The sequence below is a fragment of the Herbaspirillum sp. 1173 genome (assembly GCF_031455335.1).
Classification (GTDB): Bacteria; Pseudomonadota; Gammaproteobacteria; order Burkholderiales; family Burkholderiaceae_D; genus Herbaspirillum; species Herbaspirillum huttiense.
Genome location: NZ_JAVDSP010000002.1, coordinates 445267 through 460727 on the forward strand (window position 1 = coordinate 445267; position 15461 = coordinate 460727).

The 15461-nt window shown below is 63.2% G+C and carries 15 protein-coding genes; 13 read left to right on the forward strand and 2 right to left on the reverse strand.

Going from position 1 to position 15461, the window contains the following annotated elements; translation table 11 throughout:
• Nucleotides 1-208 precede the first annotated feature (208 nt).
• From J2X56_RS10075 to J2X56_RS10135, 13 genes are all read left to right on the forward strand, one after another.
• On the forward strand, nt 209-934 hold the full coding sequence (locus J2X56_RS10075; RefSeq protein ID WP_034336305.1) for a YebC/PmpR family DNA-binding transcriptional regulator: 726 nt from the start codon (nt 209-211) through the stop codon (nt 932-934).
• Between the two features lie 84 nt (nt 935-1018).
• Nucleotides 1019-2287, forward strand: coding sequence for a phosphoribosylamine--glycine ligase (gene purD / locus J2X56_RS10080; RefSeq protein ID WP_310159949.1), 1269 nt, complete (start codon nt 1019-1021; stop codon nt 2285-2287).
• A gap of 189 nt (nt 2288-2476) precedes the next feature.
• Nucleotides 2477-3307 carry a mechanosensitive ion channel family protein gene (locus J2X56_RS10085; RefSeq protein ID WP_088757255.1) on the forward strand — a complete coding sequence of 277 codons (831 nt, stop codon included), beginning with the start codon at nt 2477-2479 and terminating at the stop codon, nt 3305-3307.
• A 133-nt stretch (nt 3308-3440) separates the two neighbouring features.
• Nucleotides 3441-4361, forward strand: coding sequence for an oxygen-dependent coproporphyrinogen oxidase (hemF, locus tag J2X56_RS10090; RefSeq protein WP_121043265.1), 921 nt, complete (start codon nt 3441-3443; stop codon nt 4359-4361).
• Nucleotides 4361-5029 (forward strand): nicotinate-nucleotide adenylyltransferase, encoded by a 669-nt coding sequence (locus J2X56_RS10095; RefSeq protein WP_121043267.1) that lies wholly within the window; start codon nt 4361-4363, stop codon nt 5027-5029. The genes hemF and J2X56_RS10095 overlap by 1 nt, the downstream gene beginning before the upstream one ends.
• Complete coding sequence (gene rsfS / locus J2X56_RS10100) at nt 5029-5790, forward strand: ribosome silencing factor (protein WP_310159958.1); 762 nt, start codon at nt 5029-5031, stop codon at nt 5788-5790. The genes J2X56_RS10095 and rsfS overlap by 1 nt, the downstream gene beginning before the upstream one ends.
• Nucleotides 5790-6260: a 23S rRNA (pseudouridine(1915)-N(3))-methyltransferase RlmH gene (rlmH, locus tag J2X56_RS10105; RefSeq protein WP_039784406.1), complete on the forward strand. Its 471-nt coding sequence runs from the start codon at nt 5790-5792 to the stop codon at nt 6258-6260. Before rsfS ends, rlmH begins: the two co-directional genes overlap by 1 nt.
• A gap of 57 nt (nt 6261-6317) precedes the next feature.
• A complete protein-coding gene (locus tag J2X56_RS10110; RefSeq protein WP_121043269.1) occupies nt 6318-6932 on the forward strand; it encodes a nucleoside triphosphate pyrophosphatase in 615 nt (204 codons plus the stop codon).
• Nucleotides 6929-8392: a ribonuclease G gene (gene rng / locus J2X56_RS10115; protein ID WP_034336330.1), complete on the forward strand. Its 1464-nt coding sequence runs from the start codon at nt 6929-6931 to the stop codon at nt 8390-8392. Before J2X56_RS10110 ends, rng begins: the two co-directional genes overlap by 4 nt.
• A gap of 32 nt (nt 8393-8424) precedes the next feature.
• Entirely contained in the window at nt 8425-9057 is a 633-nt protein-coding gene (locus J2X56_RS10120) for a hypothetical protein (RefSeq protein ID WP_310159962.1), read from the forward strand.
• 173 nt (nt 9058-9230) lie between these two features.
• Entirely contained in the window at nt 9231-10961 is a 1731-nt protein-coding gene (msbA, locus tag J2X56_RS10125; RefSeq protein WP_039784402.1) for a lipid A export permease/ATP-binding protein MsbA, read from the forward strand.
• A 15-nt stretch (nt 10962-10976) separates the two neighbouring features.
• Complete coding sequence (locus J2X56_RS10130) at nt 10977-12077, forward strand: glycosyltransferase family 9 protein (protein ID WP_121043271.1); 1101 nt, start codon at nt 10977-10979, stop codon at nt 12075-12077.
• Nucleotides 12074-13042, forward strand: coding sequence for a glycosyltransferase (locus J2X56_RS10135; protein ID WP_310159969.1), 969 nt, complete (start codon nt 12074-12076; stop codon nt 13040-13042). The genes J2X56_RS10130 and J2X56_RS10135 overlap by 4 nt, the downstream gene beginning before the upstream one ends.
• 176 nt (nt 13043-13218) lie before the next feature.
• Here J2X56_RS10135 and J2X56_RS10140 read toward each other — a convergent pair whose 3' ends face one another.
• The gene (locus J2X56_RS10140; RefSeq protein ID WP_121043273.1) at nt 13219-14352 is read right to left on the reverse strand and encodes a glycosyltransferase family 9 protein; all 1134 of its coding nucleotides are present in this window, start codon (nt 14350-14352) and stop codon (nt 13219-13221) included.
• A gap of 106 nt (nt 14353-14458) precedes the next feature.
• Nucleotides 14459-15460, reverse strand: coding sequence for a glycosyltransferase family 8 protein (locus J2X56_RS10145; protein ID WP_252695538.1), 1002 nt, complete (start codon nt 15458-15460; stop codon nt 14459-14461).
• Nucleotide 15461: the final 1 nt, after the last annotated feature.

Below are 15461 nucleotides of genomic sequence, written 5' to 3' on the forward strand. Positions count from 1 at the left end.
AAAATGACGGGGTGGCGGTATGGTAAAATGCCCGCCCGATTATAGTCAGAACATGGCGTCAGGAAATGCATTATCGAACCCTGGGCGCCGGGTCCCCCTGCTGCAGCGATGCCTTGCCCGCGCCCGCCGGTCTTGCCGAGGCGCCTCCAGGAGCGGCTTGCGCAGGCGGGACGGTTCTGGCCTCACCCTCTCGCAGGAAAGATTCAACATGGCTGGACACAGCAAATGGGCCAATATTCAGCACCGTAAAGGCCGTCAGGATGAAAAGCGTGGTCGCGTCTGGACCCGCCTGATCAAGGAAATCACCGTCGCCGCCCGCATGGGCGGGGGCGATCCGGACACCAACCCGCGCCTGCGCCTGGCCGTGGACCGTGCCTCCGACGCCAACATGCCCAAGGACAACGTCACCCGCGCCATCCAGCGCGGCACCGGTGCCCTGGACGGCGTGAACTATGAAGAAGTGCGCTATGAAGGCTACGGCATCAACGGCGCAGCCATCATCGTCGATTGCATGACCGACAACCGCGTGCGCACCGTGGCCGAAGTGCGCCATGCCTTCTCAAAATTCGGCGGCAACATGGGTACCGAAGGTTCGGTGGCCTTCCTCTTCAAGCACTGTGGCCAGCTGATGTACGCGCCCGGAACCGATGAGAATGCCGTCATGGAAGCCGCGCTCGAAGCTGGTGCCGAAGACGTCCTCACCGACGACGAAGGCGGCATCGAAGTGCTGACCGCTCCCAATGATTTCTCGGCCGTGAAGTCCGCCATGGAAGCCGCCGGCTTCAAGGCCGAAGTCGCCGAGATCACCATGAAGCCCTCCACCGAGACCGTGTTTGCGGGCGAGGACGGCGTCAGGATGCAGAAGCTGCTGGATGCGCTGGAGAACCTGGACGATACCCAGGAGCTCTATACCAACGCCGTGATCGAAGAATAATTCACCCGATCACCCAGCCGGTTTACAAAGATACGGACAAGACGACCCTTTCCGCCCCATTCGCCACTTTTATCTTCCTATCCCATGAAAATCCTAGTTGTTGGCTCCGGTGGCCGTGAACATGCGCTGGCCTGGGCCATTGCCAAGTCGCCGCGCATCCAGACGGTCTATGTTGCTCCCGGCAATGGCGGCACCGCGCTCGACGAGCGCCTGCAGAACATCGCCATCACCGATCCCGTGGCCCTGGCCGACTTCGTCGAGCAGGAACACGTGGCGCTGACCGTGGTCGGCCCGGAAGGCCCGCTGGCGGCCGGCATCGTCAACGTCTTCCGCGCCCGTGGCCTGAAGATCTTCGGCCCCACCAGGGAAGCGGCGCAGCTGGAAAGCTCCAAGGACTTCGCCAAGGCCTTCATGCAGCGCCATGCGATCCCGACCGCCGAGTACCAGACCTTCTCGGACGTGGCGGCCGCGCATGACTACATCGCCAAAAAGGGCGCGCCCATCGTCATCAAGGCCGACGGCCTGGCCGCCGGCAAGGGCGTGGTGGTCGCCATGACGCTGGAAGAAGCGCATACGGCCGTGGACATGATGCTCTCCGACAACAAGCTGGGCGACGCCGGTGCGCGTGTGGTGATCGAGGAATTCCTGGCCGGTGAAGAAGCTTCCTTCATCGTCATGGTCGACGGCAAGAACATCCTGCCGCTGGCCACCAGCCAGGACCACAAGCGCCTGCAGGATCACGACCAGGGCCCCAACACCGGCGGCATGGGCGCCTACTCGCCCGCTCCCATCGTCACCCCGGCGCTGCATGCGCGCGTGATGCGCGAGATCATCGTGCCGACCGTGCAGGGCATGGCCAAGGATGGCATCCCTTTCTCCGGCTTCCTGTATGCGGGCCTGATGATCGACGCCGAGGGCAACCCCAAGACGCTGGAATTCAACTGCCGCATGGGCGACCCCGAAACCCAGCCCATCATGGCGCGCCTGAAGACGGACCTGCTGACCGTGTTCGAACATGCGGTCACCGGCACCCTGGACAAGATCGAACTGGAATGGGACCGCCGTACCGCGCTGGGCGTGGTCATGGCCGCCCATGGCTATCCGGAAGAACCGCGCAAGGGTGACCTCATCACCGACATCCCGGCCGAGACCGCCGATTGCGTCACCTTCCACGCCGGTACCACCCTCAACGGCGACAAGCTGACCACCAACGGTGGCCGCGTGCTGTGTGTGGTGGGCCTGGGCGACAGCGCCAAGGTCGCGCAGAAGCATGCCTATGATGCTGCCGACCTGATCCACTTCGCCGGTTCGCAGATGCGCCGCGACATCGGCTGGCGCGCCCTGAAGCGCTAAGCCGGGCCGCATGCCGTCTCCATCCCCCGCAACGCCGTGTGTGTTGCGGGGGATTTCATTTGGAGGGCATGCGCGGCACTTGCCGTGCCACTGCAACAAAATGACGCCTCCGCAGCCTAAGCACGACGGGCGTTTCCGGGCAGCATGCCCCCGCCACCACCCGCATTCCCAGAAGAAAAGGACATATCGATGCCAGACCACCTGCTCAATTTTGAAACTTTGATCAACCTCTACCTGGTGCCTTTCGGGCTCAAGGTGATTGCCGCCATCGTCATCTGGATCGTCGGCGGCATGTTCATCAACACGCTCTCCAAGATCGTGCGCCGCGTGCTGACCGCGCGCCAGTTCGAGACCACGCTCATCAACTATGCCAGCTCGGCCATGCACGTCATCCTGCGCATCCTGCTGGTGATGGGCATCCTGGAAGTGTGCGGCATCCCGACCACATCCTTTGCGGCCATGATCGGCGCAGTCGGCGTGGCCCTGGGTGTGGCCTGGTCGGGCCTGCTGTCCAATTTTGCGGCCGGCATCTTCCTGGTGGTGTTGCGTCCCTTCAAGGTGGGCGACTACATCACCGCCGCCGGCCAGACCGGCACGGTCTCCGACATTGGCCTGGTGACCACCATCATCACTACCGACAACAACCTGCGCGTGATCATCGGCAACAACAAGCTGTTCTCGGAAAACATCATCAACTACAACGTCAACGCCACCCGCCGCACCGACCTGCGTTGCCAGATTGCCTACAGCGTCGATCCGCAGCAGGCCATCGCCAAGCTTTCCGAGCGCATCAAGGCCATTCCCAACGTCTTGCAGACGCCGGCACCGGGCATCGTGATCCAGGAGTTCAATGCCACCGGCACCCTGATCGCCCTGCGCGTGCATGCGCCCACGCCCAATTTCGGCCAGGTCTACAACGACGTGCAGAACGCCATCGCCGAGGTCTGCCTGAAGGAAGGCTGGCCGGCGCCGGCGACTTATCAGGTGGCCGTACCGCTGGCCCAGCCGCCGCAAAACTGAGGCCTTTGCCCCACAACGCCGGTCCGGCATCGCCTGCGGACCGGCTTTTGACGCCCCAGCCGGGGGCGGTCAAGGTACAATGGCGGGTTGGAACGCATTTCCGTCCAGTAACCGTGTACCAGAGCGACCCGCCGTGACCACCCATTCCAACGCCGCCACCAACACCGCTGCCGTCAAGGCTTACCTGCAGGACCTGCAACAGCGCATCGTCGCCGCGCTGGAAGCCGCTGATGGCAAGACTTTCCTGTCTGATTCCTGGGAACGCCCTGAAGGCGGTGGCGGCACCTCGCGCTTGCTGGAAGAAGGCAACCTGCTGGAGCGCGGCGGTGTCGGCTTCTCGCACGTGATGGGCAAGAACCTGCCGCCCTCGGCTGCGGCCAACCGCCCGCAACTGGCGGGCCGCGCGTGGGAAGCGATGGGCGTGTCGCTGGTGCTGCATCCGCGCAATCCCTACGTGCCGACGGTGCACATGAACGTGCGCTTCTTCACCACCCATGCGGAAGGCGAAGAGGCCGTCTGGTGGTTCGGCGGCGGCATGGACCTCACGCCCTACTACGGCGTGAAGGAAGATGCAGTGCACTTCCACCGCACCTGCCGCGATGCGCTGCAGCCCTATGGCGAGGACTTGTATCCGCGCTTCAAGAAATGGTGCGATGACTATTTTTACCTGAAGCATCGCAAGGAGCCGCGCGGCGTCGGCGGCATCTTCTTCGATGACTTCAACGCCCTGCCCTTCGAGCAGGCCTTCGCCCTGCAACGCAGCGTGGGCGATGCCTTCCTCGACGCCTATCTGCCCATCGTGGCGGCGCGCCGGGAAACGCCTTATGGCGAACGTGAACGCGACTTCCAGGCCTATCGCCGGGGGCGCTATGTGGAATTCAACCTGGTCTTCGACCGGGGCACGCTGTTCGGGCTGCAATCCGGCGGACGCACCGAATCCATCCTGATGTCCATGCCGCCGCTGGTGAAGTGGCGCTATGACTGGCATCCGGAACCGGGTAGCCCGGAAGCGGCGCTGTATTCGGACTTCCTGGTGCACAAGGAATGGCTGTAATGGTGCCGCCTGCGGCGCAGCGCTGCATTGCCGTGCTCGGCGGCAGCTTCGATCCGGTGCACAATGGCCATGTCCTGCTGGCCGAGCATTTCGTGCAATTGCTGCAGCCCGATGAGCTGCGCGTCATCCCCACCGGCAATCCGTGGCAGAAGCACGGCCTGCAGGCCGAAGCGGCGGACCGGGTGGAGATGGTCAGGCGCGCATTCGGCCAGCAGCAGGTACCGGTGGTCATCGATGAGCAGGAAATCCGCCGCTCCAGCGCGACCTATACCATCGATACCCTGCGCGCACTGCGCGCGGAGCTGGGGCCGGAGGTGTCGATAGTGTTCCTGATGGGCGCTGATCAGTTGCAGCACCTGGACACCTGGCAGCACTGGCAGGAATTATTCGAGTACGCGCATTTGTGCGCGGCCTCCCGGCCCGGCTTCGCGCTGGCCGATGCGCACGTGCCGCCGGCCGTGCGCCACGAATTCAAGCGGCGCAGCGCTGCGCCGCAAGAGATCCGCAGCACCACGCACGGATACGGCTACCTGGCCCTCGGGCTGGCGGTCGATATCTCGTCGACTGAAATCCGTGCCCAGCTGCAACGCGGCACCCGACCCGATTCGCTGATCCCGGGCAGGGTGCTAGACTATATCGAACAACAACATCTGTACCGAAATTCATAATGGACATCAAAAAACTGCAAGCCCTGGTCGTGGACGCTCTGGAAGACGTCAAGGCGCAAGAAATCCGCATCTATGACACCTCGCACCTGACCTCCCTGTTCGACCGCGTGGCCATCGCCTCCGGCACCTCGAACCGCCAGACCAAGGCGCTGGCCGCCTCGGTGCGAGACAAGGTCAAGGCCAAGGGCGGCAACGTCGTCAGCGTCGAAGGCGAAGACACTGGCGAATGGGTGCTGGTCGATCTGGGCGACATGATCGTGCACATCATGCAGCCAGCCATCCGTACCTACTACCGTCTGGAAGAAATCTGGGGCGACAAGGAAGTCAAGCTGGGCGCGGCCAAGCGCACCGGCACTTCGGCTGCCGCCAAGCGCGCCGCCGTCGACGAAGCCCCGGCCCCCAAGACCCGCCGCACCCGCGCCCAGGCGGAAGCCGTCGAAGCCAGCCAGGCCCTGGACGACGACGAGGACGCACCGAAGAAGCCGGCCCGCAAGCCGCGCGCGACGACCACCAGCACCACCGGTACCCGCGCTGCTGCCGGCACGACCCGCACCACCCGGACTACCGGCACCAAGACCACGGCGGCCAAGACCACCACCACCCGTGGCACGGCAGCCGGCAGCAAGACCACCACCACCAAGGCCGGCACCACCCGCAAGGCCGCTGCGCCCAAGACCCCGACCGGCAAGACCGTGCGCGTGGCGCCCGCCAAGAGCGAGACCGCCAAGAAGCCGGCCGCCAAGCGCACCAGCAAGGCTTGATGCAGCTGGTCATCGCGGCCGTCGGCCACAAGATGCCGGCGTGGATAGAAACCGGCTTCCAGGAGTATGCCAAGCGCATGCCACCGGAATGCCGGATCATCCTCAAGGAAATCAAACCCGTCGAACGCTCCGGCAGCCGCACGGCCGAAACCGTGATGGCGCAGGAGCGCGAGAAGATCGAAGCGGCGCTGCCCAAGGGCGCGCGCGTGATTGCCCTGGACGAACGCGGGCGCGACTGGACTTCAGTGCAGTTGTCGCAGCAGTTGGAGCAATGGCAGCAGGATGGACGCGACGTGGCCTTCGTCATCGGCGGGGCTGACGGGCTCGATCCCGGCTTCAAGGCCGGGGCCGATACGCTCATCCGCATCTCCAGCATGACCTTGCCGCATGGCATGGTGCGGGTGATGCTGGCCGAACAGCTCTATCGCGCCTGGTCGATCACGCAGAACCATCCGTATCACCGCGCCTGACGGCGTCCACCGCCGGCTTCCTGCCTTCCGGTACCGGCTCTTGACATCCCTGGCTCAATGAAACAAGCGGACCACAAAATCTACCTCGCCTCGAAAAGCCCGCGCCGCCGCGAACTGCTGCGCCAGATCGGCATCGATTTCGAACTCATGCTCTCGGACAAGGAAGTCGACGAGAGCGTCCTGCCCGGCGAAGCCCCGCTGGACTATGTCGCCCGCGTCACCCGCGCCAAGCTCGACAGCGCCCAGCAGACCATGATCCTGCGCCAGCTGCCGCATCGTCCGCTACTCGCGGCCGATACCACCGTGGTGGTGGACGACCTGATCCTGGGCAAACCGGCCGATCACGATGAAGCCGTGCGCATGATCACCCTGCTCTCCGGCCGCACCCATCAGGTCCTGACCAGCGTGGCCGTGGGCGTGACTCACGGTGTGGAAACCGAGGTCTGGCAGATCGTGCAGCAGTCCGACGTCAGCTTTGCGCCCTTGACCGAAGAAGCCATTGCCGCCTATTGCAATACCGTCGAACCCTACGACAAGGCCGGCGCGTATGGCATCCAGGGGCTGGCCTCGGTCTTCATCAGCCATATCGTGGGCAGCCATTCCGGTATCATGGGGCTGCCGCTCTTCGAGACGGCTCAACTATTACAACAAGCGGGCGTTCGCATCCTATGAGCGAAGACATCCTCATCAACATCACGCCGCAGGAGACGCGCGTGGCGCTGATCCTGCAAGGCGCCGTGCAGGAACTGCACATCGAGCGCACCCTCTCGCGCGGCCTGGCCGGCAACATCTACCTCGGCAAGGTGGTGCGGGTGCTGCCGGGCATGCAATCGGCCTTCATCGACATCGGCCTGGAGCGCGCCGCCTTCCTGCACGTGGCCGACATCTGGGAAGCCCGTCCGCACGACGGCCAGAACGCGCCGGCCATTCCCATCGAGAAACTGCTGCACGATGGCCAGACCATCACGGTGCAGGTCATCAAGGACCCCATCGGCACAAAGGGGGCGCGGCTGTCCACGCAGATCTCGATTGCCGGGCGCATGCTGGTCTACCTGCCGCAGGACAAGCACATCGGCATCTCCCAGCGCATCGAGAACGAAGCCGAGCGCGAACTTTTGCGCAGCAAGGTGCAGGCGCTGCTGCCGCCGGAAGAAAAAGGCGGCTTCATCATCCGCACCATGGCCGAGGATGCTTCCGACAGCGACCTGCAGATGGACGTGGAATACCTGCGCACCACCTGGGCCACCATCATCAAGCAGGCCAAGACCAAGCCGGCACCCACCCTGCTGCACCAGGACCTGTCGCTGGCGCAGCGCGTGCTGCGGGACTTCGTCTCGGACCAGACCGCCACCATCCAGGTCGATTCGCGCGAGAACTTCCACATGCTGCAGGAGTTCGGTGCCATCTATACGCCCTCGGTGCTGCCCAAGCTGATGCACTACCGGGGCGAGCGTCCGCTGTTCGACCTGTATGGCGTGGAAGAGGAAATCGAGCGCGCCCTGGGCCGCCGCGTGGACCTGAAGTCGGGCGGCTACCTGATCGTCGACCAGACCGAAGCGATGACCACGATCGACGTCAACACCGGCAGCTTCGTCAACGGCCGCAACTTCGACGACACCATCTTCAAGACCAACCTGGAAGCGGCGCACGCGATTGCGCGCCAGCTGCGGCTGCGCAACCTGGGCGGCATCATCATCCTCGACTTCATCGACATGGAGAGCACGGAGCACCGCCACGCCGTACTGGCCGAACTGGGCAAGGCGCTGCAGCGCGACCGCACCAAGATCTCGGTCTCGGGCTTCTCCACGCTGGGGCTGGTGGAGATGACCCGCAAGCGTACCCGCGAATCGCTGGCCCACATCCTCTGCGAGACCTGCCCGGCCTGCAAGGGACGCGGCCAGGTCAAGACGCCGCGCACGGTGTGCTACGAGATCCTGCGCGAGGTCATGCGCGAGGCCAAGCAGTTCAATCCGCGCGAATTCCGCATCCTGGCGTCGCAGGTGGTGGTGGACATGTTCCTGGAAGAGGAATCGCAACACCTGGCCATGCTGGGCGATTTCATCGGCAAGCCGGTGTCGCTGCAGGTTCAGAGCGATTATCAGCAGGAGCAGTACGACATCATCCTGATGTAATCAGCACAGGCGTTCATAGACAGTACCCAGCGATGTCCAACGATCTTTTCCACTTTGCTTATCTGAAACCGCGCGATTTTGCGCTGCACGGTACCAGCATTGACCAATGGCTCAGCCAGGCCGAACCAGGCGATGCTCCCGTTCAGGTGACAGCGGACACGCCGGAGATGCTGGCACAGGTCACCAACGGCAGCCGTAACGGATGGATGGCGGCAATCATCGAAGAGTTGGCCCGAGCCAGCGCAATCAATGACCTCAGGGTGCTATACGGTGCCGAGGACATCGCGTATGCGTGGGAAGCTCCTGATACGTGGGAAAACGATGCAGGCGAGATCACCGAGTGGTCCCGCTGGAAAGCGATAAAGCTGCAGGATCAGGCCCTTCCCACTCTGGCCGAGGCCATTACGCGCTTGTTCGACTGGTCCAGCGCACATGTGGACGAACTGGCGGAAGACACTTTCAGCGATTTATGTTCTGCCGATGAATTGGCCGACGACATCCACCAACCAATCCTGACCAGCGCTCCGGCGAGCGATCCACGTGTGCGGTATGGAGAGGACGGCGAAGGCTCACATTGTCTCTACTCGTTTCTGCATTCCCTGCGCCAGCTATGCATGAATGCACGGAACAAGGGTGAAAGCGTATTGCTGATCGTACAAACTTGAAAGAACACCAGGTCAGGCCAGATGTACCAGACTTTGTCTCCTCAGCAGTCACAGATCCTCTTCCTTAACGCCAGATAACGCGCCAGTGCATTTCAAGACGCCCCTGAGGCCGGTGAACACGGCATAATCTCTGTTTTTCGAACTCTGCATCACCTGCAAGCAAGGAATACCCCATGCTGTCCAACAACATAAAGCGTCTGGCCGCGCTGCACTGGCCCTACAAGAAGCGCCTGGCGCTGGCTTTCCTCGGCATGATCGTGACCGCCGCCACCGAACCGGTGGTGCCGTATATTTTCCAGGTGCTGCTGGACAAGGGCTTCGTGGGCAAACCCACGTTCTCGCTGTGGCTGGTGCCGGCAGCGGTGATCGGCATCTTCCTGATCCGCGGCATGGCCACCTTTACCAGTACTTACATGATGACCTGGGTCTCCACCCGCATCCTCAACGAGCTGCGCCGCCAGATGTTTGCGCGCATGCTGGACCTGCCCATTCACTTCTATGCCACCAACACGGTCGGCAAGGTCATCAACTCGATGATGTTTGAAGTGCAGCAGATCATCGACATGGTGACCAAGGTCTTCACTTCCATCCTGCGTTCCGCCCTGACCGTGCTGGGCCTGCTGGGATGGCTGCTGTACCTGAACTGGACCCTGACCATCGTGACCCTGGTCCTGCTGCCGCTGGTCTCGATCGTGGTACGCGCCACCGGCAAGCGGCTCAAGAAGCTCAACCGTGATTCCCTCGCCGTGAACGCCGAACTGACCCAACTGATCGAGGAAACCACGCGCGCCCAGCAAGTGATCAAGATCTTCGGTGGCCACGAATACGAAAAGAAGCGTTTCCACGACCGTGCCGAAAACCTGCGCCGCTATACCATGCGCATGACTGCGGCATTTTCCTCGACCGTGCCGATCACGCAGCTGATGACGGCCTGTGCCGTGGCCATCGTGATCGTGATGGCGCTGATCCAGTCCGGCAATGGCCAGATCACCGTCGGCGGCTTCGTCTCCTTCATCACCGCCATGCTCATGCTGCTGGCCCCGCTGAAGCAGCTGGCCGAAATCAATGGCCCCCTGCAGCGCGGCATGGCCGCTGCCGAAGAAGTCTACAAGCTGATCGACAAGACTCCCGAGCGCGTCACCGGCGAGGCCCTGCAGCAGCGTGCGCAGGGCGAGGTGGAGCTGGTCGATGTGAGCTTCTCCTATCCCGGCCACGAGCAGCAGGCACTGAAGAACATCAACCTGCGCGTACGCGCCGGCGAGACCGTGGCCTTCGTCGGCATGTCCGGTGGCGGCAAATCGACGCTGGTGAGCCTGCTTCCCGGCTTCCATTCGGTGACCGCCGGCAAGATCCTGCTGGACGGCCGCGACATCGAATCGATCTCGCTGCTGAGCCTGCGCCAGCAGATCGCCATGGTCAACCAGAACACCGTGCTGTTCGACGACACCCTGGCGGCCAACATCTCCTATGGCGACCAGTCGCCCGATCCGGCGCGCATCCTCGCTGCCGTGGAAGCCGCGCACCTGACCGACGTGGTGCAAGGCCTGCCGCAAGGCATGGAGACCCGCATCGGCGACAATGGCTCGCGCCTGTCAGGCGGCCAGCGCCAGCGCGTGGCGATCGCCCGCGCGATCTACAAGGATGCTCCCATCCTGATCCTCGACGAGGCCACCTCGGCCCTCGACACCGAATCCGAACGCGCGGTCCAGGCCGCGCTGGAACGCCTGATGCAAGGGCGCACCACCTTCGTCATCGCGCACCGCCTGTCGACCATCGAGCGGGCCGATCGCATCGTGGTGCTGGTGCACGGACAGATTGCCGAGATCGGCAATCACCAGGAGCTGCTGCAACGCGATGGCGTGTATGCCAACCTGTACCGCCTGCAGTTTTCCCAACAAGCCTGATCCGTGCCGACGGCCATGCCCACTCAACTGATTCCCCAGGACCTGCTTCGCTCATCGGACAGGATTCTCTTCGTCGCCCACCTTGCCATCGGCGACTTCACCTATCTGCAGAATTTCTTCAAGGCCTTCGCCGCGCAGAACCCGCAGCTCAAGATCGACCTGTGGGTCGATGAAGTCAGGCGCACCGGCGATGCGTCCAAATGGGAGTTCCTGCGCAAGTATTCGCTCTACGACTGGCTGGCGGCTTGCCCCTTCTTCAACAAGGTCTACACCCGCACCTACAGCCCGGCCCTGCTGGAGGAGTCGGTGGCCGAAGCGCAGGCGGCACACTATCCGATCGTGGTCTCGCTGGCCACCCTGCGGCCGCACCAGTACGCTGCGCTGGCGCGCCGTCTGTCGCCGCAGGGCATGGTGATCGGCATGCAGGACCGCATCCGTTTCTACCAGCCGCATCACGTCCTCGCCTACCGCAAGCTGGATGCGGCGATCCCCCGCTACCGCGCGGCGGACGGGCAGCATCACATCACCGACGTGTATGCGCACTGGTTCCGCCAACTGAGCGGTCTGGAAGTGGATGCCGCTGCGCGCATGCCCTTCGTGGAGATTCCGCAGCAGTGGCGCGAGGAAACACAGCAACGCCTGGCGAGCTGGGGCTTTGACGACGGGCAGCGCAAGCTGGTAGTCATCAATCCCTATGCCAAGACCAAAAAGCGCTGCTGGAGCCTGGCCCAGGTCGGCCAACTGATCAAGGCCATGCAGGCGCTGCCGCAATGGGCGCAAAGCGATTTCGTCATCAACGCCGTGCCGCAGGAATTGCCGCACGCACGGCAGGAGATCGCGCGCCAGCAACTGGAGCGCACCGTCCTGTTCAGTGCCGAAGAGAATTTCTTCCAGCTGCCGGCACTGCTGGAGCAGGCCGATCTGATCATCTCGGTAGAGACCGCCGTGATGCACCTGGCCAATGCGGTCCACGTGCCGGTGATCGCCCTGATGCGCCAGAAGAATCCGGAGTGGGTGCCCTATGATGCGGCCCACAGCACCGTGGTCACCACGCAGGCGCGGCGCGACTGGGTCGAGCGCATCTCCGTTGAACAAGTCCTGAAAGCCATCGCATGAGCCAGTCCGAGCACGCCGACGCGGGCCCGTCGTTCCACATCGCCTTCTGTGTGGACAACAATTATTTCCGCGCGATGGGCGCGACGATCGCCTCCATCATCGCCAACAATCCGCAGCGGCGCTTCACCTTCCACGTGCTGACCTTTGCCGCCTCCGAGCAGCATCGCCAGCGCCTGCAGGAACTGGAGCAGAACCCGCTGGTGCAGACCCGCCTGCATCTTCTGGAGACCAGCGACTTTGCGCAGTTCGAACACTTCCTGAAGTCGTCCTATTATTCGCTGTCGATCTTCACCCGCCTGGTCATCCCCACGGTGCTGCAGGACGTCACCGACCGCGTGCTCTACCTGGACGCCGACATGCTGTGCGTGGGCAGTCTCGACGGGCTGGCCCAGCTGGACATGCAGGGCGACATCGTCGCGGTGGCCCCCGATCACCCGGCCACCACCGAGAAGCGCTGTGCCGCGCTGCAGCTGGCCGATCCGCGCTACTTCAACAGCGGCATGCTCTACATCAATATCCCGCGCTGGCAGGAAGCGAAGATCACCGAGCAGGTGATGCAGGTGTTGCTGGACAATACGCAAACGCTGCGCTTCATTGATCAGGACGTGCTCAATATCGTGCTCAACGGACGCGCCCGCTACATCAGCCGCAACTACAACTATCTCTACGACATGGTGCACGATCTCAAGAGCAACGAGACGCGCATGCGGCCGGTGGGCAAGGCTGTCATCATCCACTTCGCCGGACCGATCAAGCCCTGGTCGGCCTGGACCGGGCACGAAGCCACGCGCCTGTTCGCGCAGTACCACCAGCTCTCGCCGTGGCGGCAGATGCCCGCTGACGAAGCGCCCACCAACAGCACGGAAAGGCGCATGCATTCACGCTTCCTTTACCGTCAGGGCAAGTATCTGCAAAGTCTGGTCTGGTTCGTCCGCTACCTGCGCAAGCATTCGCGCAAGCGCTGAGCGGCGGGGCCGCGTCGGCAGACCGGTCATCCCGTCACCGCCGCCTCAACGCCACATCAAACACCCCTCAACACAACATTAAGCCCGCATTAACGCTGTCTTGAACAGCATTAATGCGGGCTTAATGCCGGCTTGATGCTGGCGTGATGCAGCGTAACTGCCTGCATGACACCGTATCAGGCCGCGAACAGCTGCTGCACCGGTGGCCAGGCGGCGAGATGGTCGATGACCTGCTCGGTGGTGATTTCCTCCACCCCGCCTTTGGGCGTGGCAACCCAGATCACCGTGCTGTTGTCCTGATCGATGGGCGTCCACTCGGGACTGGTCCGGCGCATCAACGCCAGTACCGGCACGTGCACCGCGTTGGCCAGGTGCATGACGGCGGTCTCCACCGAAATGACCAGCTGGCAGCGCGCCAGCATGGCCGGCAGCTGGAAAAAATTCTGGTCGGCGCTGAACAGATGCAGGCGCGGCGACTGCACGGCGGCGAGGCGGCGTTCGGCGTCGGCCAGCGCTTCCGGTACCACATTGACGACGAAGTGAACCTCCTCCCATCCCGGCCTGGATTGCAGGCGGCGGGCCAGATCGAGGATGCGGTCCAGTGACCAGCTGCGCTCGGGGGCCTTCGAAAAACCGTTGACGAAGATCAGCTTCTGCTGCGGGCCGACACCCCACTGCTGCAGTTGTTCGCTGCTCCACGCGTGCCACTGCGGCGGAATGTCGACGAACGGAAAACGCTCCGCCGGCGCAATGGTGATCCCGAACAGGGTCTCGAACCAGCCGGCATAGATATCGCTGATGTGGCGTGCGCCCTTCTCTTTCTTGGGATAGGCCGGGATCACGGCATCCAGCTTGCGGTAGGCGAGATAGGTCCGCACATCCATGAAATGCACGGGCTTGGTCTGGCCGGCCACGAAGCCGTGCGGCGAAAGCTTGCGCGCCAGGCGCGCATAGGCCGGACGCCGCAGCAAGCCCAGCGAGACCACCAGCGGATAGGCTTCGGCCTGCGCACGCCCGATTGACTGTTCCAGCAGCGCGGGACTGTAGGTCTCGTCGTAGATGCGCTCGATGAAGCTGCACTCGCGCAGCCAGTCATAGATCGCATAGCGTTTCAGGTGGGGCCATTGCGAAGCATCGTCGGTGCGGCGCAGCTCGTCCACCCAGACATGGATGCGCAGATGCGGATAGGCCTGCGCGAGGGCGCGCAGCGAATTCTGCAGGTAGGTGAAATCGCCCAGCGCCAGATGCGCAATGATGAGGATCTTGTCGCTCTGCTGCAGCAACTGCGGCGGAATGTGAGTCTGTGGCATAGGCTTGCTCAAAAGGGTTCGCGAGGGATCACAGGGGATCACGACGGCCGGCACGCGCACCGGAACCGGAGAGGGAGGGCCGGAAGCCGCCGGCGCAGAGGCGTCATCATTTGCCCGCCCGGCCGGCAAGGCCGAACTTGTGGGCCAGGTAGGTCGCGTACCATGCGAGCCAGCCACCCCATTGCTTCTTCTTCCTCAGGAAGCCGGCATACATGCGCATCTCCTTGTAATGGCGCGGCGCGTCCAGCGGCGTGCCGGCCCAGGGCGACAGCGCCAGATACTTGGAGAACAGTTCGCGCGAGGGATGCAGGTTCCAGGCATGCCAGGGCTTCACGCGTCCGGTGAAATGCAGGAACACGGCAGGACCGGGCAGCCAGGTATCGAACTGGCCGCCATTGAGCATGAACTCCAGGTTGTAGCGGAAATTCCAGCACGGCTCGATGTAACGCGCACGCCCGGCCAGCACGATGTTGAGTGCATCCTGATCGGGGAATACCAGCTTCTGGCCATGCTGCACGATGGCCTGCATCACCTGTGCGGTGATGTCATTGGCGATCCAGTTGGCGACGTTGATGTAAAGCACGCCGGAGTTGAAGTATTGATCGGCCGGAAGCTGCAGCGCGGCGCAGCGGTTGCGCACGGTGGTCTCCAGATGGTCGCTGACCACGGCTACCACATCGTCGCGCAAGTCCAGAGCCCGCAGGCCGGCGATGCTGCCCGTGCAGAGGATGTCGGCATCCAGGTACAGCACTTCGCGCGCCGTGTCCTTGAGCACTTCCGGAATCAGCAGGCGCGTGAAGACGGCCGGCGAATACTGGGAGTGGCGCGAGAACTGGTAATACTCGGCGAAGCGGTCTTCATCGATCAGGTGGAAGACGATTTGCGTTCCATAGCGCTGCTCCAGCGCCTGGTACTTCTGCCTGACGGCCTCCGGCACATCGGGCGCGAGGACATGGAAGACGAAGGCTTGGTCGCGGTTGTTTTCCAGGATGGACGTGATCGTGACACCGGCATAGCGAAAGTAACGCCCGTCGATGCCGAAGGCGATGTGGAACGGTGCGTCCCCGGACTGCGCGGGCGACACCGGCATCTGGTCGATAGTGCTCATA